This window comes from Myxococcus qinghaiensis (genome assembly GCF_024198215.1).
GTDB classification, from domain to species: Bacteria; Myxococcota; Myxococcia; order Myxococcales; family Myxococcaceae; genus Myxococcus; species Myxococcus qinghaiensis.
The window spans coordinates 103,870-122,860 of sequence record NZ_JAKCFA010000005.1 but is presented as its reverse complement, the minus strand read 5'-3'; the positions used below and the strand labels follow the sequence as shown (position 1 = coordinate 122,860).

Genomic DNA, 18,991 nt, shown 5'->3' with positions numbered 1-18,991 from the left:
CCCCTCGGATGAAGACTTCCCTCCCCCTCGCCCTGGCCGCCCTTTTCGCCCTCACCGGCTGCGCGGCGGACGACGCGCCATCCATCTGCAACCTCTCGCTCCCGGAGGGTGCACCCGGCATCGACCCGCTGCTCGTCCCGGTGGGCTCTCCCGCGGCGATGCGGGTGGACATCGCCACCCGGACGCTCCAGTGCGAGAGCGGCCAGACGGCCCAGGCCCCCGACACGGCCACCGCGGAGGTCTTCGACCCGGAGAACCACCTCACGCCCTCCGAGGTCTCCCTGCAGGCGTCCGGCACCGTGGCCACGCTGAGCTTCACGCCCACCGTCGTGGGTAGGCACCACGTCATCCTCGCCTTCACTCCGGTGGGTGGCATCCGGCAGCTCGGCGTCTACGCGGCGAGCCACTGGGCGGGCGCCTCCTCCCCCGTCACCCTGCCCCTTCCCCGGTGTGGCCAGCTGGAGCGCACCGCGCATGGCCTGTGGCTGTGTGACGGAGTCGCCCTGCGCGGTCCCTCGGACCGGCCCCTGCGGCTGGGCACCAGCTCCACGCCTCCCGACGTGGCCGTGTCGGGCAACGTCGTCTGGGTGGTGGGAGATGGGCGGGTGCGCCGGTATGTGGATACGGGCTCCGAACTGGAGCTGACGGGCTCGCTGCTGCTGGGCACGACGACGGGCGTGAAGGCCATCCAGTCGCGGCTGGCCTCGGAGAACGAGCTGGTGGTGCTGGACAGTGAAGTCCTGCACCGCTTCGTCTTCACCCCCACCGGAGTGCTCGAGTCCCCCACTCCCGCGTTCTGGGCGACAGGGCTGACCCGGATGTCCTTTGGCCTGGACAACACGGTGGGGCTGCTGGTGCGCGCGGCGGAGGACCGGGTGCTGGTGGTGAGTCTGTCCGGGACGATGGACAGCACGGCCTGCGCCTTCAGGCTGGGAGCGGACGGGGCCTTCCTGCGCGAGGACGTGGTCTGTGCCCCCGTGCGAGGCAGGCCCGTGGGGGTGGAGGACGGCATCCTGTGGACGCAGGTCGGCACCAACCTCCCCACGAGCAACTCCGGACGCATGCTGCATCGCTGGGGCATCTCCGCGGGTCGGCTCGACGAGCAGAACGCGCTCATCCTGGACGCCTCCATCGCCGTGGCCGACGCCCCCCTCCGCGCGGGCTTCACCGTCCCCTCCCTGTACGCCGTCCCCCGGAAGGACACCGCGCTGACACGGCCGAGGGCCCTGCCCGGCAGGTCCGCGCTGGGGCTGGAGCTGATGCCCACCGACATGCCGCTCGCGGAGGGCGCCCGCGCCACGTCGCCCCGCTTCCACTGGGGCGGGGACTCGCGCCCCACTGTCGGCTTCACCACGGTCTATGAGCAGGCCGTGCCCTGAACTGCCTGGCCGAGCCCCGAAAGTGACTCCCCGGGGCTCCCACGAACTGTCCTTGGCCCCGAACCGGTGACAGGTTCGGAAAAAGCGCGAGGAGATGGTTGCCTGCCTCTCGCAGTGCCCTCCGTGCGGGTGTAGAGAGGCCGGCGCGTCGCGACTGGCCGCGCGCTCCCACCGTCGGAGGCGAGCCCCCATGATGGACAGCCCTCTCAGCGCCTCGCTCTCCATGGAGGAGCTCCATGAAGCGTGGCCGGTGCTCTCCATCGACGAGCGCTTGGAGGGCTTCCGCCTCTTGCCGTCCGCTGTGGCAGACGACTTCTTCCTCGGCCTGTCCGCACGCGAGCAGGCGGAACTCATCCTCCACCTCCCGACATCGGAGCGGCGCACGTGGGTGCGGCTGCTGCCCCCCGACGACCTGGCGGACCTGGTGCAGGCGGTGGAGCCGGAAGCCGCCGACGCCATCCTCGCGCAGCTCGACGACGCCAGCCGGCGCGAGGTCAACGTGCTGCTGGCCTACGCGGAGGACGACGCCGGCGGTCTGATGAACCCGCGCTTCGCGCGCGTGCGGCCGGACATGACCATCGACGAGGCCATCGGCTACCTGCGCAAGCAAGCGCGGGAGAAGGTGGAGACCGTCTACTACGCCTACGCGCTGGACACGGAGCAGCGCCTGCAGGGCGTGCTCTCGCTGCGCCAGCTCTTCCAGGCCGCCAGCGACAAGAAGGTCGCGGACGTCATGCACCATGACGTCATCACCGTGTCGGAGAACACGGACCAGGAAGTGGTGAGCCAGCTCTTCACCGAGCACGGCTTCATGGCCCTGCCCGTGCTCGACGAGCAGAACCGGATGAAGGGCATCGTCACGGTGGACGACATCGTCGACGTCGTCCAGGAAGAGGCCACCGAGGACATCCAGAAGGTCGGCGGCATGGAGGCCCTGGAGGCCCCCTACTTCGACGTCGGCTTCTTCGGAATGTTGAAGAAGCGCATCGGCTGGCTGCTCGTCCTCTTCCTCGGACAGATGCTCACCGCCACGGCCATGAGCAGCTTCGAGGGCGCGATTCAGCGCGCCGTGGTGCTCAGCCTCTTCGTGCCGCTCATCATCTCCTCCGGCGGCAACTCCGGCAGCCAGGCCTCCACGCTCATCATCCGCGCGCTGGCGCTGGGTGAGATGCGGCTGAAGGACTGGTGGCGCGTGGCGCGGCGCGAGGTCCTCTCCGGCCTGGTGCTGGGCTTCGTGCTGGGCGCGGTGGGCCTGGGTCGCATCGTGGTGTGGCAGGAGGTGTCCGGCGCCTATGGCGAGCACGCCTTCCTGCTGGGCTGCGCGGTGGCGCTCTCCGTGCTGGGCGTGGTGACGTTCGGCACGCTCGCGGGCTCCATGCTGCCCCTGGTGCTGCGCCGCTTCGGGTTCGACCCCGCGAGCGCCTCCGCGCCCTTCGTGGCCACGCTGGTGGACGTCAGCGGCGTGGTCATCTACTTCACCGTCGCCAGCCTCCTGCTGCGCGGCACGCTGCTCTAGAGAGAGGCGCGAGCCCCAGCCCGCGCGGGAGGCCCGGTCATGATTCGCACCACCCTTCGGCGCACCCTCACCCTGGAGGCCCCGGAGTCACCGGGCCGCGCCGCGCACGTCTCCGCCGCCAGTGGACTGGTGCGCGTGGGCGAGTGGCTGCACGTCGTCGCGGATGACTCGCTGCACCTGGCGACGTTCTCCGTGCGCGGCGACGCACCGGGGCGCCTGTCGCGACTCTTCCCCGGTGAGCTGCCAGAGGAGCTTCAGGCTCGCAAGGCGGCCAAGCCGGACCTGGAGGTGCTCTGTGTGCTGGGTCCGCTCGCGGGCGCGCCTCATGGGGCCTTGCTGGCGCTGCCGTCGGGGTCCTCGCCGGTTCGAATGATTGGCGCGGTGCTGCCCCTGAACGCGGAGGGCGCGCTCGCGGGTGAGCCGCGCACGGTGGACTGCTCGGCGCTGTATCAGCAGATTGGCCGGGAGCTGGGCTCGCTCAACATCGAGGGCGCGGCGGTGGTGGGCGGACGGCTGCGGCTGTTGCAGCGAGGCAATGGCGACGCGGGCGTGGACGCGCTGGTGGACCTGGACCGCGAGCGCGCGCTGCGGGGAATCGAAGTGGGCGCGCTGGGTCCGGAGGTGCTGCGCACGATTGCTCGCTGGGAGCTGGGGCGCTCGGGCGGAGTGCGGCTGTCCTTCACGGATGCGTCACCGCTGCCGGACGGGCGGCTCGTGTTCACCGCGACGGCCGAGGACACTCGAAATGCCTACGCGGATGGTCCGGTGGCGGGCTCCGCGGTGGGGCTGCTGGCACCGGATGGGACGCCGCTGTTCCTGGACTCGGTGGACGCGAAGGTGAAGCTGGAGGGCGTGGACGCGCGGGTCGAGGGTGGGCGCGTGCACCTGCTGCTGGTGGCGGACGCGGATGACCCCGCGGTGGCGGCGCCCTTGCTGGAAGCGGTGCTGGACGTACCGGCGTAGGCGCCCTGGACGGGCCCCTTCGTCAGTCGTGCTCGTGCGCGGCTTCCTCGGGCCTGCCGCCCACGGCCTCGAGCGAGGAGCGCGCGGGACGGGCCCGGTCGAAGGCCACCTCTCGCTCGCCCACGCCTTCCGCCGTGGTGTTGGCGATGCGCTTGCGCGCCCGGGCGATGTAGTCCTGCACGAGCGACGGGTCCGGGTGCGTCTTCAGCGTCTCCACCCAGGTCTCGATGGCCTTCTCGTGCTCACCCGCATCCGAGCGCAGCTTGCCCATCTCGAAGAGGGCGTGCGGCGACAGCTCCGAGTCCGGGAAGCGGGTGCGCAGGTCCGCGAAGGCGCGCGAGGCCTCCTGGCGACGGCCCTCCATCATCGCGATGGCCTGAGCCTGGAGGAACAGGGTGTCGTCCACGAAGACGCTGGTGGCGAAGCGCTCGACGAGGCGACGCGTCTCCAGCTCGCACTGCTGATAGTCGCCCAGCTCGAAGTAGAGCTTGGCCACCTGGTAGTGCAGCTCCGCGCCCTGGGGCGGATTGCGCTGGAGCGCGGCGGTGAGCTGGTCGATGGCGCCGCGCAGGTCGCGGTAGTGCACGCGCAGCAGCTCCGCGAGGATGATGCGCGCATCGAGCGCCTCGGGTGACTCCGGGCACTGCTGGATGAGCTCGCGGTAGACGCCCACGGCCTCCTTCACCTTGCGCTGCTCCAGCCAGTAGACGTCCGCGGCGCCCTTCAGCGAGCGGGCGCGCAGGACGAGCGCCTCCGGCGTGCTGTCGTGCCGCAGCATGTCGAACGCCTTGCGGTATTCGACGAGGGCCTCGTCGGGACGCTTCTCGTAGATGGCGTCGCGGGCTCGCTGGAGGTGGTCCACGGGCTTGTCGCGACGACACCCGGCGCTGGCCAGGGCCAGGGCCAGGAGCGCGAACCGGAGCGCCCGCACTAGCACTTCTCCGGGGTGACGGTGACGCAGCGCGAATCCTCGCAGCTCACGCACTCGGCGATGGGCGACACGTCGGTGGTGCACACGTCGACGCGGGAGGTGCGGGGGCAATCCTCCGACGTGACGCAACGGTAGACGCTCCCGTCTTCACGGGTGATGTCCTGGGCCGTGGAGCCGCAGACTTCCAGGTCGTTGCATCCCAGCAACCCCGCCCCGATGGCGGCGAGGACTGCGCGCGCGGTGCGTCTCACGGCGGCGGTTCTACCTGGATTCGCCCACGCCGTCACGGAACGGTGCGCCTGCTCGCCTGCCCAGCGGAAACCCTTGCGACCTGGGTCCACAGAGGGTGAAGTCTGAAAAACAAGCGTGTCATGAACTACCCGGCGCCCACGTGGTAGGAGTTGGCGCGGGTCTGGCGTGGTGCAGCGAGCTCCTTCAGTGTTCCGGGCCCGATGAAGGTCATCCACTTCTACAGCGTCACCGACGAATACGGCTGGTGCTCCAACTTCGCGCCCTACCTCATCAAACTGGGCGGCAAGACGTGGCCTACGAGCGAGCACTACTTCCAGGCCCGGAAGTTCGAGGACCCCACGGACGAAGAGGCCGTCCGACAGGCTCGCACTCCGATGCTCGCGGCCCGTCTGGGCAGGGACCGCAAACGCAAGCTCCGGCGGGACTGGGAGTCCATCAAGGTCTCCGTCATGCGCGAGGCCGTGCGCGCCAAGTTCACCCAACACGAGGACCTCGCCCGACTCCTGCTGGAGACCGGCGACGCGAAGCTCGTCGAGCACACCGACCAGGATGACTACTGGGGCGACGGTGGAGACGGCAGCGGCAAGAACATGCTGGGCCGCATCCTGATGGAGATTCGACAGGAGCTGAGCGCACGGTCCTGACTCCGAGCCTGTCCGGCCGGCTCACCAGCCCTCGCGAAAGCCCACTGCGAAGAAGACGCTCACGCCCACCGCCCCCAGCGCCACCACGGACACCGCGCCCGCCCATCGCGTCCCTGGAGGCGTCGCGTGCTCACGCTCCCGGTCCACGATGCACATGATGACGCACGAGTATCCATCTGAGTACGTGAGCACCGCGTCCGCTGCGTCGACCAACTCCACTGCCTCGGGATGCGTTCCGGGCTCGAAGCCCTTGTCGACCATCAACCTGCGCGCCAGGTACTCCGCGAACGAGGGCGTGGCGGGCGCCTCTCCCGTCGACGCTTCAGCGACATGAGCCTGCTCGAAGGATGGCGGCGACACGACGGCTCCTTTCCCAGCCCACGCCGACGAGCCTGCACGACCTGCCCGCGCTCACGCCAGTCGCCCAGCCTCTCCGCCACTCATCCCGCTCCCGAACCGCTCATGGAGTATCCAGGGCCCCCAGCCGCGCGACACGTACCTTCCTCCTCGTCGGACGCCGCCCTCCTGGCAGTGTCCTTATCGTCGAGGTCCTTCATGTCTCGTGCCCTGCTCCTGGCGGCGTTCGTCGCCGTGCCCCTGCTCTTCGGTTGCGCCACCACCTCCAGCGCCAGCAATGCCGCCGCCCCCACCGCGCCCTTCGCGGTGAAGCGCTCCGGCAAGGGCCAGCCCGTGTTGTTCATCCCCGGTCTCGCGTCGTCAGGCGAGGTCTGGGACGAAACTGTCGCCAAGCTCCAGAGTCAGTACGACTGCCACGTCTTCACCCTCGCGGGCTTCGCGGGCCAGCCCTCGGTCCCCGCGCCCTTCATGCCCACCATGCGTCGCGCACTCGCCGAGTACATCCGCTCGCAGGGACTGAAGAAGCCCATCGTCGTCGGACACAGCCTGGGCGGTGTGCTGGCGCTCGGCCTCGCCTCCGATGCACCGGACCTGGTGGGCGGCGTCTTCATCGTGGACAGCGTGCCCTTCCTGCCCGCATTGCTGTATCCGGGCGCCACCGCCGAGAGCTCGAAGCCGTTCGCCGACCAGTACCGCACCCAGGCCCGCATGCAGACCGTGGAGCAGCGCAACGCCTCCTCGCGCCAGGTGCTCCAAATCTATATCTCCGATGAAGCACGCCGCGAGGTCGCCGCACGCTGGGGCGCCGACTCGGACCCGGAGACGGTGACGCAGGCGGTGTACGAGATGAGCATCACCGACCTGCGCCCGGAGCTGTCTCGCATCACCGCTCCCACTCAAGTACTCGGCTCTTGGATTGCCCTCCAGGGACGTGTCCCTCGCGAGGCCGTGGAGGCCAACTATCGCGGCCAGTACCAGAACCTCCCCTCCGTGCGTCTCTCCATGCACGACACGGCCCGGCACTTCATCATGTGGGACGACCCCCAGGGCTTCCTCGCCACGCTGGAGTCCTTCCTGAAGACCACCGCTGCCTCGGCGAGCGTGGAGTCCCAGCGCTGAGCGTGGTGAAGTCAGGCCCTCACGAAGGCAGGAACACGCATGTCATCCCGACGCGCCAAGGTGTACGTGGCCTGCCAGGTGGGCGGATGGGGCCTCTACGGCCTCGTGAACATCCTGCTGACCCTCCTCACCGTGGTCGCCCTTTCACAAGGCGCCGAGCAATTGGGCCGCCGCTCGCTGTGGATTGTCGCGATGAGCCTCTCGGGCGGAGTCCTGACGCACTTCGCTCGAGCCCCGCTGAACCTTCGCGCGTGGGTCCAGCTCCCGCTGCTCCGACTGGCGCCGCGCGTGCTCCTCACGAGCGTGGGACTGGGCGCCCTCCAGCAGGCCGTGGGCCTCTTCCTGGCCTACCCCGTGCTCCGCCTCTACAAGCCCGAGGACTTCTCCTTCGCCTTCGCCATCACCGGCGTCTCGTTCTGGTCCGTGGTGATGCTGATGTGGCTGCTCACCTGGTTCGCCGTCCACTTCGTCGAGCGGACCCGCACCGTGGAGCGCGAGCGCTGGCAACAAGAGGTCGCGGCCCAGACCGCGGAGCTGCGCTTCCTCAAGGCCCAGCTCCAGCCCCACTTCCTCTTCAACTGTCTCAACAGCGTGCGCGCCCTCATCGTCGAGGACCCTGTCCGCGCGCAGCAGGCCGTGACACGCCTGTCCTCCCTGCTGCGCCATGCCCTCGCCGCGCGCGGTCCCGAGACGGTGCCCCTGTCCCAGGAGCTCCAGGTGGTGCGTGACTATCTGAGCCTGGAGGCCATCCGCCTCGACGAGCGCCTCCGCGTGCGCGAGGACGTGGCACCCGATGCACTCGATGTCCCCGTGCCCGCCATGCTCGTCCAGACGCTGGTGGAGAACGCCATCAAGCACGGCATCGCCCAGACTCCCGAAGGCGGCGAGGTCAGCCTGCTCGCCCACGTGCACGAAGGCGCGCTGCTGTTGGAGGTCGCCAACACCGCCGCGCCGCTCGGCACTCCCGCCGCGCCCCACTCCAACGGCGTGGGCCTCCACAACGCGAGCGAGCGACTGCGCCTGCTGTGCGGCGCCCACGCCTCGCTCCAACTCGACCAGACCCATGCGGCGCTCACCACGGCGCGCGTCCGGATTCCCTTGCCCTCATGAGAGTCCTCATCGTCGACGACGAACGACTGGCCCGCGCCGAGCTGCGTCGGCTGCTGGCCGCCTTCCCGGACGTGGGGGTGGTGGGTGAAGCCACGCACGTGGACGACGCCTGCCGACAAGTAGAGGCCCTGGAGCCGGACCTGCTCCTGCTCGACATCCAGATGCCAGGTGGCACGGGCTTCGACGTGCTGGCCCGACTCGACGAGCCTCCGGACGTCATCTTCACCACTGCTTATGACGCCCATGCGGTGCGCGCGTTCTCCGTCAACGCGCTCGACTACCTGCTCAAGCCCATTGAAGCGGAGCGACTCGCCGAGGCCCTGGAGCGCGTGCGCCAGCGCGGCACCCAGGTACCGCACGCGCCTTCACGCACTCCGGACGCCTCCCTGGAGCGGGTCTTCGTGCGAGACGGTGAACGGTGCTGGCTGGTGCAGCTCGCGCAGGTGCCGCTCATCACCTCCGAGGGCAACTACGCCCGGCTGCACCTGGAGGGACATCAGCCGCTGCTCTTGCGCTCGCTGAGCTACCTGGAAGAGAAGCTGGACCCGGCGCGCTTCTTCCGCGCCAGCCGTCAGCACCTCATCAACCTCGACTTCGTCGAGTCCCTGGAGCCCGGCCCCGGAGGCACGCTGGTGGCGCGCCTGCGCGGAGGCACCGAGGTGGAGATGTCACGCCGTCAGTCCCAGCGCTTCCGCGAGCGCATGAGCCTCTGAGGCTCGCGTCAGTTCGCGCCCTGCTTGTGCTTGGGCGACTTGCCGGAGGTGAGCACCGGGTCCACCGCGGCCACGCTGCTGCGGCGCCGCATCTGGTTCACCCGCTCCTCCATCTTCTCGTAGTGCTTCATGCGCGCCAGCATGTGCGGTTCCGCCGTCTGACAATGCAGCTGCGTCACCTCCTGGTGACGACGCCCCATCTCCTGCCACGTCTGGAGCATGGCCTGGTTGCCGAGGAGCCGCTCCTCGACGTCGTCCAGCACCGCGTCCAGCTGCTCGGCCTCCGCCTCCAACACCGCGAGCCGCTCCTGGGACTCCTCGGAGGGCGTGGAGCACCCCGTGGTCACCGAGAGGCCCACCACCACCACCGACAGCCCGAGCCACCTCTGCATCCCCACATCGCCTCCCACGTGTCTCGCGCCGTCCGCCGGCCTCATGCGCGAAGCCCAAACTAGGGAGGCACCCCTGACGCGACAACCCGTGCGGGCAAGCGACCCGGCAGACTTTTCAGGAAGTAACGATTCCCAACACCGAGGCTCGGGTTGGCGCGGACACCGACGCCCCGGTTTCACGCCCGGGGCACCTGCACATGTACGCGCAGCACCGTGAGCATCGCCCACCAGCCGAGAACAGGCCCCGCGCCCGCGCCGATGACGGGAACAGGAAAGTTCCCGAAGAACGTCGCGCCCAGCAACGCGGCGAAATACAGGACGAAGGCGACACCCAGTCGCGCGGTCCTCGAATCCCGACTCCGCGCCGCGAGGAGTCCCGGGAGCAACAACCCCGTCACGGCGGCCATCGCCACGAACACACCGAGCGCTCCTCGCGACACGATGAGCACGAGGATGCGCTCCACATGCTCGAGCGGCTCCAGCGGGTCGCTCCGCGTCCAGGTGACGACCGCGAGCCCCAGCAACAGCACGGCGATGGGGATGCCTACGCGCCTGTTCACGAAGTCGCCCCCCACCAACAACGGCAGCGCCGCGAGCGCGAGCGCCGTGGCCTGTGAGGCATCCGGCTGCAGGAGGTGAAGCCCCTGCACCAACACCAGGAGCCCACACGCGAGCCACCGGGGCCAGGCACCGCGCGCCGCGACGCCGAGAAACAGCCACGGCAGGAAGGCCGCTGACGCGTTGATGCGAACGGGCCCCAGCGACCACCAGCGATGAACGCCCTCCAGCCCCGGCGCGGCCAACGTCGCGGCGATGGCGAGACACGCGAGCACGGGAAGCACTCGCTCCGCCCGGCGATGCGACTCCCACGGCCCTTGGGTCAGCAGCCGGAAGCCCGCGCCTCCGACGAGGATGGCGGCGAGGTTCGGAAGGAACGCAGCGGGGCGAACACCGTGCGCGCTCGCCGCCCAGAGGGCGACACACGTCGCGAAGACGGGAGCGACGAACCACCAGGGCCGGGCGACCTTGTTCACCCGCGCGGACCTAGCACAGGGAACCACGCGCTTGCGCTCCCGCGAGCACCGAGTCGCGTGAAGCGGCGCCTACGCGCGGTGGCGGAGGATGAACTCGCAGACCTCGCGCGCGGCACCGAAGCCCGCGGGCTTCTGGGCGACGTAGTGCACCTGCGCGCGCACCTCGTCCGGTGCCTCGGGCGGCGCGGAGGAGAAGCCCACGGCCTTGAGCAGCGGCAGGTCCACCACCTCGTCACCCATGTAGCCACAGTGCTCGGCGGAGACATTCAGCAGCGCCAGCAGCTTCTCGAAGTGCGCCACCTTGTCCTGACTGCCGAAGTGCACGTGCTTGATTCCCAGCGACTGCATCCGCATCTGCGCGGACAGGCTGTCGCCTCCGGAGATGGCGGCCACCTCGATGCCCACCTCCTGCAGCCGCTTGATGCCCATGCCGTCCCGCACGCTGTACATCTGCGTCCAGCCGGAGTTGGGCACCCAGAAGATGCGGCCGTCGGTGAGCGTCCCGTCGATGTCGAAAATCATCACCGACAGCCGCGCCACCCTCGCCTTGAGCGATTCCAGGTTCTGGTTCATCGCGAGGGCCTACTTCGGCACGGCCTTGAGCGAGGCCTTGCCGTCCTTGATGACGACCTTGAACTCCACCGCCTTGGCGTTGTGCTGCTTGAGCAGCTCCGGCACCTGCTTGCGCAGCGTCGCGGCCACCGACTCGTAGGAGATTTTCGAGGTGTCTTCCTGGCACCGCCGCTTCGCGGTGACGTACGCGTCGTACACCGCGCGCAGCTTGTCGTCCGACATGCCGCCGCCTCCTCCCGACGGGGGAGGCCTGGACGCCGAAGACGGCGGCGGCACCGTGGCCGGCCTGGGCACCGTCGTCGCACCCGGCACGGTGGGCCGTGCGGGAGGGACGGTGCTCACAGTGCTCGCCGGCTTCGCGGCCATGCCCGGAGGCACTGTCGCGGGAGCCTTCGCGGGCGCGCTTCCCAGCGGCGACGTCACCGTGGGCAGTCCGCCGCGCATGGGGGCTCCCGTCACCGGCGCCACCGTGGGCTGTCCACGCGGCGGCGTTCCCGTCACCGGCGCCACCGAGGGCTGTCCTCGCGGCGGCGTTCCCGTCACTGGCGCCACGGAGGGCATCCCACCGGCGGTCAGCGGAGCCACCCCGGGCACGCCTGACGCTCGCGACGGAGGCGGAGAAGAGACTGGAGCCACCGCGGGCGTCACGGAAGGCACCGAGGGCGTCCCCCGGAAGGGCGTTCCGACCGAAGCGGCGGCGGACGGCACCTGCGGTTCGTTGGCGGGGCGGGGGCGGAGAATCTCCTCCACCTCCTCGAAGTCCATGTCGGAGATGTCCTCAGGGAGCTCCACCACGCCCTTCTTCGCGTCACTGCTGGAAGACGGACCGCGCACCTCCGCGCGACGGCGGGCCTTGAACAAGTCCCGCTTGTACGTGCCCGCCTCGATTTCCTGCAGCGTGCGCGCCCAGAGCCTGTCGTACGTGAGGTACTTGCCGTGGATGCTCCCGACGCGGAACTTGGCGGCGGTGCTGCGGATGAAGCCCGTCTTGAGCCGCATCACCCGCTTCTTGAAGTCGTCATGCGCCCGCGTGGGCGGGTGACGCTCGTTGCCCAGGAAGTACTGCTCGTAGAGGTTGCGGAGGATGGCCAGCTCCGCCTCCAGCGCCTCGCACTCCTGGAGCACGGCCTCGCTGGAGCTGCTGTCCGACGGGGCCTGGGACTTCGAAGCGGAGGACTTCGAAGCGGAGGACTTCGAAGCGGACGACTGTCGGGCGTCGGAGGGAGGCATGACTCCTCAGAGTGTCCCCAACCCGCGCCCGGGGATCAACCTCACGCCGCCGACGGGGTGGGACCCAGACCGCCCGCCGCCTCGCCCGCCCCTCGCCGCCCCTTCTGGTAGAGCAGCACGGCGCCCAAAGTGAACATGCACAGCGAGATGAACTGGCTGGTGGAGACGTTGTACCAGGCCTCCAGCGGCACCGAGGCCGCCAGCCCCTGGGCCCCCATTGACTCCAGGAGCCCGTGCAGGGTGCCTCGCTCCACGTCCCCACGGAACAATTCCACCGTGCTGCGCAGCACCGCGTAGGCCATCAGCCACAGGGCGAAAATCTGCCCGTGGAAGCGGCGGTAGCGGCGCGCGTACATGAGCCCCACGAAGAGGACGAGCTGACCCACGGACTCGAAGAGCTGGGTGGGGTAGACGCCCAGGGTGTGGCCGTGCTGGAGCACCCAGTCGGAGATGCGCACCGCGTCCGGCGCCGCCTGGTGCAGAATCTGTCCTGTCGCCTCCACGACGAAGCGCGAGTCCTCCAGTTGGGAGGAGTACGCGAGGCTCGACGAGTTGCCCACCCGCCCGAGCAGGTCCTGCGCGATTCCGGGCCCCGGGAAGTGCACGGCGGAGGCCGCGTGCGAGGGCGCCACGTCCCCCCAGCAGCACCCCGCACTGAAGCAGCCCAGCCGGCCCAGGCACTGGCCCAACGACACGGTGGGGATGCACACGTCCGCCAGCCGCAGGAAGTCCATGCCCGTGGAGCGAGCGTAGAGCCACGCCGCCACCGCCGCGCCGATGAGGCCTCCGTAGAAGACGAGCCCACCGCCCAGCGAGAACACCTGCGTCCAGTCCTTGGCGTAGTCCTTCCAGTTGACCAGGATGAAGAGCAGCCGGCTGCCGCCGATGCCGCCGATGAGCACCCAGAAGGCCATGTCCAGCACCTGCTCGCGCTTCTTCATCCCCTCCAGGTTCACCCAGCGCCCCTCGACGAGCTTCACCTGGCGCCACTCGTCCTGGGCCAGCCGCCCCGCCACCGTCAGCGCCAGGGAGAAGCCAGCCGCCAGGAGCACGCCGTAGGTGTGAAGGGGGATGCCCTCGCCCTTGCCGCCGGGGAACGCGTCCGCGGGCAGCGCGTACTTCAGGCCGAACCACGCGAGCCCCGCACCGGCGACGCCGAAGCCCAGCGCGCGCAGCAGCCGGTCCGTGGAGGTCGCCTCGGCCAGGGTGCCCGTCTTCGGGTCCAGCACGCTCGGCGCGCCCCGCCACCCGTTGAAGGCGATGTAGCCCACCGTGCCCGCGGCGACCGCGTACAGCAGCAGTTGCGTCCAGAGGCTGGTGAAGGTGAAGCGGAAGAGGACGGGAAGCATGGGGACCTGCCGGAGGGCGAAGGGTGCGGCGCGGCGGGGAGGCTACTCCCGTCGCGCGGCCAGACAAGGCGAGGGGCCCGCCGGTCCGCCCGGCTGCCCTCCCGGGAGGCGTTGCTTCAGGCGGCCTTGGACGGGGCCGGTGCGGGCTTCTCCTTGCGGACGAAGGCGTCCACGAGCAGCAGCCCCACGCCCACGCAGATGGCCGCGTCGGCGATGTTGAACGAAGGCCACGCGGCCTTGTCGAACCAGTGGGCCTCCAGGAAGTCGATGACGAAGCCCCGCGCCAGCCGGTCGATGTAGTTGCCCAGCGCGCCGCCCAGCACCAGCGGCAGGCCCCACAGCGCCCACTTCTCCTCCGGGTCCGAGCCGGACAGCTTGCGGAAGTAGAAGACGATGAGGACCACCGCGCCCAGGCTCACCACGTGGAAGAGCGGGCCGCGCTGCTGGGGCGGGAGGCTGCGGAACAGGCCCCAGGCCGCGCCCGGGTTCTCCGCGTAGCGCAGGCGGAAGAAGGAGTCGGACACCTCGATGCTGCGGCGCGAGCGGTAGTGCAGCCCGTCGAAGCCCTGCGGGGGCGGCTCGCCGAACATGGCGCCCAGGCGCCCGCCCAGCGTCTCCTGCCCTTGCATCTGGGAGGTCAGCTCACGGACGACGAGGTACTTCGTCCACTGGTCCAGGACGATGACGCCCAGGGCGACGGCGATGAGGATGACGTATTTGCGAGGCACGGCCCGGGGCTTACACCACCAGCCCCCCAGCCGTCACGGATTGGGGCTCTGCGTCAGGGGCGCCGGAACGGTCTCCGGGCGGCGCACCTTCAGCGAGTCCAGCAGCATGAAGGCCACGCCCACGCAGATGGCCGCGTCCGCCACGTTGAAGGTGGGCCAGCGCATGCCTGGCTGGTTGCGCCAATGCCAGTCGATGAAGTCGATGACGTAGCCGCGAATCAGCCGGTCCACGAAGTTGCCCAGCGCGCCGCCGGTGATGAGCGCCAGCGCCACGCGCACCAGCTTCTGGTCCAGCGAGGTGCGGCGGTACATCAGGAAGATGAAGGCCAGCGCCGCCACGCTCACCACGTGGAAGAACGAGCGCCGCACCCCGTCCGGCAGGTTGGCGAACAGCCCCCACGCCGCGCCCGGGTTCTCCACGTAGCGGAAGTGCCAGTAGTCCTCGATGAAGCGATGGGGCCGCGTCACCGTCCGCTCACCCTGAGGCGGAGGGTCGTTGTCCAGGTTGTGCTGGGTGAAGTAGCCCGTCACCCGGGCCACCCCTTCCCGCCCATCCAGGGCATCTGTCAGCCGGGACACAGCCAGATATTTGGTCACCTGGTCTGCGACGAGCACCGTGGTGGCCACGAGGAGGAGGAGGCGGAGGGAGGCTTTCATGACGCGTCCCAATCCTCTAACCCGCTCCCCCGAGCCCTGACAACCCGGTGTGCCTGGCCGGCCCCAGGTGGCCTGCCCGCTCTGTCTCCCTCCCAGCGCTTCTTTGGGGCATGGTGGAGACATGTCGCCTGTTGAGCCCGACGTGAATCCTTCAGTCTCCGACACGCCCCCACCCGCCCCGACCCAGACGGCCAAGGCCGCGAAGCCGTCGCTGATGGCGCGCTTCAAGACGCTGATGCTGGAGTACGGCCCGCTGGCGCTGGTGACGAACTACGTCATCTTCGGCCTGGTGCTGGTGGGTTTCTACTTCGCCATCAAGCTGGGCTTCCAGCCGTCGAGCGCCGGCGAGAAGGCGGGCTCGTGGGCGGCGGCCTACGCGGCCTCGCAGGTGGTGAAGCCCCTGCGACTGGCGGCGGTGTTCGTGCTCACGCCGCTCATCGCGCGCATCCCACCGGTGGCGCGCTTCATCGAGCGCAACAAGCACAAGTGGAGCTTCTGAGCGCACGCGGCGACCCCGGAATGGGCCGCCGCGCGCGAGCGTCACCGACTCAGAAGTTGGGGACGCGGAAGTCCTTGATGATGCCCATGTGCTGCATGCCGGAGGCACCGCTGTCTCCGGATTGCGCCGGCGCGATGTCCGACAGCGGCGTGTAGACGCGGGTGTCGAGCACCAGTCCGCCCGCGAAGCTGTTGGAGCCGATGACGGTGGGCTGGTGGTACTGGTTCAGGTCCGCGTCCACCAGGACATGGTCATACGGCTTGTTCCGGTTGGCGTTGGTGTTGACGTTGCCGTTCTTGTCGGCCGGGTGCGGCGCGGTGGTGACGACCACGTTCTTGAACGTGGTGAAGCACGCCTCCGAGCGGCTGTCGGTGTTGAGGTCGCCGCCGATGACCAGGTAGTCGCTCTCCGGAATTTGCGCCCGGATGTAGTTGACGATGAGGTTCGCCTCGTTGTTGCGAGCGCCCGAGCCCGACGTGAGCAGGTGCACGCTCACCGCCCAGAGGTCCTTCGGGCCAGGGATGTCGATGCGCGCCCACGCGAAGTCCCGGTTGGAGACCTGCGTGTCGTTCCACTCACCCGACTGGATGATGGGCCAACGGCTGATGACGCCGTTGGGGATCTGCGCGCCTTCCTCCCGGTAGTAATAGAAGCCGCTGCCCACCGCGTTCACCAGCGTGCTGATGTCCGCCACCGAGTCGGTCCGGTAGTTGAACTCCTGGATGAGCACGACGTCGGGGTCCACGCCCTGCATCAGGCGGATGCCGTGGCCCGGGTCGTAGTCCTGCCCGTTCCCGCTGGAGATGTTCGCCGCCATGATGCGGATGTTCGTGTAGCCCGTCCCCGTGCCGGCGTCGGTGCTCGTGCCGGCGTCGGTGCTCGTGCCGGCGTCGGTGCTCGTGCCGGCGTCCGTGCCCGCGTCCGTTCCCGGACCGGGACCGGCGTCAATCGGGCTGCCTGCGTCGGTGCCCGCGTCCGTGCCCGGACCAGGACCGGCGTCGATCGGGCTGCCCGCGTCAATCTCGGGGCCGGGACCGGCGTCAATCTGCGTACCCGCATCGGTGACGGGGCCCGCGTCGGTCTCGGGGCCGGGGCCGGCGTCAATCTGCGTACCCGCATCGGTAACGGGGCCAGGACCCGCATCGGTCTCGGGACCAGGGCCGGCGTCGGTGCCAGGGCCAGGACCCGCGTCGGTCTCAGGACCGGCATCGGTATCGGTCACCGGGCCCGCGTCGCCCTCGACGTCGCCACCGTCCAGCGTTGATCCGCCGTCGTCGGCCGCCTCGCCCCCATCCCCCGCGTCGGCGCCGGCATCCGGGGTCGCCTCGCAGACCTCACTCGGCAGGCAGAAGGTCGCCTCGCCGCCGTCGCGCTCCTCACCCGTGGGGCAGCACTGCGCCTCCGCCTGACCACACGCGGCCTGCGGCCCGCACGGGCGCACGCAGATGGAGCGGTCATAGAACGGGACGAAGCGGCACTCCTCGTCCGCGCCACAGACACCTGGTACTTGCTGTGGATCACACTGCACCCACAGCACCCCGCCATCCTCCAGCGGCAGCGGCGTCTTGGGCGGATCCGAATCACCACAGGCCAGCGCGAGAATCGTGAGCGAGACCGCCGCACACGCCAGGTAGGAGAAAGTCTTCTTCATGCGCTCGGGCCTGCTTCCGTGATGACGATTCAAGGTGTCGACCGTCAGCACCGGCAAGTGGACGGGCGCGGGAGTATAGAAGGCGACCCGGGCTCTAGTCCTGCGACTTACCGCCAAATCGAACATTTACAGCGGTGAAAATCGCGGGGTGAACCTCGCCCAACCCTCCCGGCCGCGCATCGCGGCGGAATCCAGAGCCTCCAGTGGTGACCGTCCGACTCCATGGCCGACTCAAGGACTTCCTCGCTCCGGAGAAGCGCGGACTGGAGGAGTTGCAGGTGGCGCCCCAGGGCTCGCCGGCGGTCAAGGACCTCATCGAGTCGCTCGGGCCTCCCCACCCCGAAATGGACCGGGTGCACGTCAACGACGAGCCCGTGGGCTTCTCGCACCGGGTGACGCCCGGCTCGCGGGTGGAGGCCTGGCCAGCGCTCCAGCACGTGGAGGGCATGCCCCGCTTCGTGCTCGACGTGGGACTGGGACGGCTGTCGGGCTTCCTGCGGATGCTCGGCTTCGACACGCTCTGGCGCAACGACTTCGCGGATGAAGAGCTGGCGCGAATCTCCAGCACCGAGCAGCGCGTCGTGCTGACGCGGGACATCGGCGTGCTCAAGCGGGGCGAGGTCGTCCTGGGCTACTTCCCTCGCGAGACGGACCCCGCTGAGCAGCTGGTGGAGGTGGTGCGCCGCTACGGGCTCACGGCGCGGATGAAGCCGTTCTCCCGGTGCATCGCCTGCAACGCATCCCTGAGTCCCGCGGAACCACACGAGGTGACAGACCGCGTCCCCGAAGGCGTGGCGGAGCGGTACTCGCGGTTCCAACAATGTCCCGACTGCCGGCGGGTCTTCTGGGCCGGCTCGCACCAGGAGCGAATGCAGGCCCTGGTGAACCGGCTGCGCGCGCTGGAGCAGGAGCCCGGATGACGCGGCTCCGGGCGCCTGCCCGGTTGCTCCCGCCGTGAACCCTCCACTACGCAAAAGCACGTAGCCTCGCATCTTTTGCGAGGTCAATCCGGACCCCATTCCTCTCCGGGCTGGCCCGCACCGGAAGGATTTCAGGGGGTTGCCGACCTGCCCTTGCGGGCACGTGAGTTGCTGAGTTGGCGACACTTCCGTCGCTTTCCCCCGAGCGGCGCGTACAGGAGTTCCTCAGATGGCGCACCGAAACCTCCCCCGGAACCGAGCTGCTCGGGGCTTCACGCTCCTCGTCGCGCTCGGCGTCGTCGTGGTCGTGACGATGGCGGTGATGCTGAGCTACCGGGTGGTGGGCCGCGAGGCGGACACCCAGGCCGACGCGCGCCGACAGAAGGAAGCGTTCTTCGCGGCGGAGGCGGGGCTGGCGGAGGGGCGCGAGGCGATGCGCCTTCGATCCTCCCCTGTCGAATTGACCTACCTCCAAGCCTTCTCGGCGCTCACGGCCGCGAACGCCACTGTGACGGAGCTGGGCCTGGCGGGCGCGAATCCTGCCTGGATGGAGCTGCTGCCCGCCACACCGGGCGACCCCTGGAACTACCTGCGCCTGGCCCCCACCTACCTGCCGGCCGCCGAGAAGGCCAGTGCGTCTGGTGACCCCTACGTCGACTACCCGGAGCAGAACAACGTCCGCTACCGCGTCTTCGTGCGCGACGACGTCGACGACAACGACCCCACGACCGACGCCAACGGTCGCGTCTGGGTGGCGGCCGTGGGCGAGGTGCTCAGCCGGGACGGACGTCCCACGAGGGCCATCGTCCAGGCGCTCATCATCAACCAGGTCGGTGCGATCGCCATTGGCCCCGGCTGCACGCAGAGCGGCTGCGGCGCCGACAACACCTACAACAATACGCAGGACACGGGCGCGCCCACGAATGTGCCCATCCGGACCCTCCCCAACAACACGCCCTGATTCCCTCGCTGTC

21 protein-coding genes are annotated in these 18,991 nt (G+C 69.6%); 10 read left to right on the top strand and 11 right to left on the bottom strand.

Going from position 1 to position 18,991, the window contains the following annotated elements; all coding sequences use genetic code 11:
- Positions 1-8 precede the first annotated feature (8 nt).
- The 3 genes from LZ199_RS10450 to LZ199_RS10440 all read left to right on the top strand — a co-directional run bounded on the left by LZ199_RS10450 (position 9) and on the right by LZ199_RS10440 (position 3,858).
- Positions 9-1,379: a hypothetical protein gene (locus LZ199_RS10450; RefSeq protein ID WP_253993511.1), complete on the top strand. Its 1,371-nt coding sequence runs from the start codon at positions 9-11 to the stop codon at positions 1,377-1,379.
- Positions 1,380-1,569: 190 nt separating this feature from the next.
- A complete protein-coding gene (mgtE, locus tag LZ199_RS10445) occupies positions 1,570-2,895 on the top strand; it encodes a magnesium transporter (RefSeq protein WP_253993510.1) in 1,326 nt (441 codons plus the stop codon).
- Positions 2,896-2,934: 39 nt separating this feature from the next.
- Positions 2,935-3,858: a DUF6929 family protein gene (locus tag LZ199_RS10440; RefSeq protein ID WP_253993509.1), complete on the top strand. Its 924-nt coding sequence runs from the start codon at positions 2,935-2,937 to the stop codon at positions 3,856-3,858.
- A gap of 22 nt (positions 3,859-3,880) precedes the next feature.
- Here LZ199_RS10440 and LZ199_RS10435 read toward each other — a convergent pair whose 3' ends face one another.
- Together LZ199_RS10435 and LZ199_RS10430 are read right to left on the bottom strand one after the other, a co-directional pair.
- Positions 3,881-4,789: a tetratricopeptide repeat protein gene (locus LZ199_RS10435; protein WP_253993508.1), complete on the bottom strand. Its 909-nt coding sequence runs from the start codon at positions 4,787-4,789 to the stop codon at positions 3,881-3,883.
- Complete coding sequence (locus tag LZ199_RS10430; RefSeq protein ID WP_240356189.1) at positions 4,789-5,040, bottom strand: hypothetical protein; 252 nt, start codon at positions 5,038-5,040, stop codon at positions 4,789-4,791. Before LZ199_RS10430 ends, LZ199_RS10435 begins: the two co-directional genes overlap by 1 nt.
- A gap of 201 nt (positions 5,041-5,241) precedes the next feature.
- On the opposite strand from LZ199_RS10430, the gene LZ199_RS10425 reads away from it, so the two are divergent.
- Positions 5,242-5,685 (top strand): NADAR family protein, encoded by a 444-nt coding sequence (locus LZ199_RS10425; protein ID WP_253993507.1) that lies wholly within the window; start codon positions 5,242-5,244, stop codon positions 5,683-5,685.
- Between the two features lie 21 nt (positions 5,686-5,706).
- On the opposite strand, the gene LZ199_RS10420 is transcribed toward LZ199_RS10425, so the two are convergent.
- Positions 5,707-6,045, bottom strand: coding sequence for a hypothetical protein (locus tag LZ199_RS10420; RefSeq protein WP_253993506.1), 339 nt, complete (start codon positions 6,043-6,045; stop codon positions 5,707-5,709).
- Between the two features lie 195 nt (positions 6,046-6,240).
- Here LZ199_RS10420 and LZ199_RS10415 point away from each other — a divergent pair, with 195 nt between their 5' ends.
- From LZ199_RS10415 to LZ199_RS10405, 3 genes are read left to right on the top strand one after another with little or no spacing between them, the layout of a single operon-like run.
- Entirely contained in the window at positions 6,241-7,161 is a 921-nt protein-coding gene (locus LZ199_RS10415; RefSeq protein ID WP_253993505.1) for an alpha/beta fold hydrolase, read from the top strand.
- A 39-nt stretch (positions 7,162-7,200) separates the two neighbouring features.
- Positions 7,201-8,271: a sensor histidine kinase gene (locus LZ199_RS10410; RefSeq protein ID WP_253993504.1), complete on the top strand. Its 1,071-nt coding sequence runs from the start codon at positions 7,201-7,203 to the stop codon at positions 8,269-8,271.
- Complete coding sequence (locus LZ199_RS10405; RefSeq protein WP_253993503.1) at positions 8,268-8,984, top strand: LytR/AlgR family response regulator transcription factor; 717 nt, start codon at positions 8,268-8,270, stop codon at positions 8,982-8,984. Before LZ199_RS10410 ends, LZ199_RS10405 begins: the two co-directional genes overlap by 4 nt.
- A gap of 8 nt (positions 8,985-8,992) precedes the next feature.
- Here LZ199_RS10405 and LZ199_RS10400 read toward each other — a convergent pair whose 3' ends face one another.
- The 7 genes from LZ199_RS10400 to lspA (LZ199_RS10370) form a co-directional block, all read right to left on the bottom strand.
- Entirely contained in the window at positions 8,993-9,376 is a 384-nt protein-coding gene (locus LZ199_RS10400) for a hypothetical protein (protein ID WP_256568994.1), read from the bottom strand.
- A gap of 176 nt (positions 9,377-9,552) precedes the next feature.
- On the bottom strand, positions 9,553-10,437 hold the full coding sequence (locus LZ199_RS10395) for a hypothetical protein (protein ID WP_253993501.1): 885 nt from the start codon (positions 10,435-10,437) through the stop codon (positions 9,553-9,555).
- Positions 10,438-10,479: 42 nt separating this feature from the next.
- Positions 10,480-10,983: a KdsC family phosphatase gene (locus LZ199_RS10390; RefSeq protein WP_253993500.1), complete on the bottom strand. Its 504-nt coding sequence runs from the start codon at positions 10,981-10,983 to the stop codon at positions 10,480-10,482.
- Between the two features lie 9 nt (positions 10,984-10,992).
- Positions 10,993-12,213: an MXAN_5187 C-terminal domain-containing protein gene (locus tag LZ199_RS10385; RefSeq protein ID WP_253993499.1), complete on the bottom strand. Its 1,221-nt coding sequence runs from the start codon at positions 12,211-12,213 to the stop codon at positions 10,993-10,995.
- A gap of 41 nt (positions 12,214-12,254) precedes the next feature.
- A complete protein-coding gene (locus LZ199_RS10380; protein ID WP_253993498.1) occupies positions 12,255-13,562 on the bottom strand; it encodes a prolipoprotein diacylglyceryl transferase in 1,308 nt (435 codons plus the stop codon).
- A 116-nt stretch (positions 13,563-13,678) separates the two neighbouring features.
- Positions 13,679-14,290, bottom strand: a complete 612-nt coding sequence (gene lspA, locus LZ199_RS10375) for a signal peptidase II (protein ID WP_253993497.1) — start codon at positions 14,288-14,290, stop codon at positions 13,679-13,681.
- 33 nt (positions 14,291-14,323) lie between these two features.
- Positions 14,324-14,947, bottom strand: coding sequence for a signal peptidase II (gene lspA / locus LZ199_RS10370; RefSeq protein WP_253993496.1), 624 nt, complete (start codon positions 14,945-14,947; stop codon positions 14,324-14,326).
- Positions 14,948-15,068: 121 nt separating this feature from the next.
- Between lspA (LZ199_RS10370) and LZ199_RS10365 the strand changes: the two genes are divergently transcribed.
- A complete protein-coding gene (locus LZ199_RS10365) occupies positions 15,069-15,446 on the top strand; it encodes a hypothetical protein (protein WP_253993495.1) in 378 nt (125 codons plus the stop codon).
- Positions 15,447-15,495: 49 nt separating this feature from the next.
- Here the strand turns inward: LZ199_RS10365 and LZ199_RS10360 are convergent, their stop codons facing one another.
- Positions 15,496-17,097, bottom strand: coding sequence for an endonuclease/exonuclease/phosphatase family protein (locus tag LZ199_RS10360; protein ID WP_253993494.1), 1,602 nt, complete (start codon positions 17,095-17,097; stop codon positions 15,496-15,498).
- A 203-nt stretch (positions 17,098-17,300) separates the two neighbouring features.
- Here LZ199_RS10360 and LZ199_RS10355 point away from each other — a divergent pair, with 203 nt between their 5' ends.
- Together LZ199_RS10355 and LZ199_RS10350 are read left to right on the top strand one after the other, a co-directional pair.
- Positions 17,301-18,017: a Mut7-C ubiquitin/RNAse domain-containing protein gene (locus tag LZ199_RS10355; RefSeq protein WP_253993493.1), complete on the top strand. Its 717-nt coding sequence runs from the start codon at positions 17,301-17,303 to the stop codon at positions 18,015-18,017.
- A 229-nt stretch (positions 18,018-18,246) separates the two neighbouring features.
- Positions 18,247-18,978 carry a hypothetical protein gene (locus LZ199_RS10350; protein WP_253993492.1) on the top strand — a complete coding sequence of 244 codons (732 nt, stop codon included), beginning with the start codon at positions 18,247-18,249 and terminating at the stop codon, positions 18,976-18,978.
- Positions 18,979-18,991 lie beyond the last annotated feature (13 nt).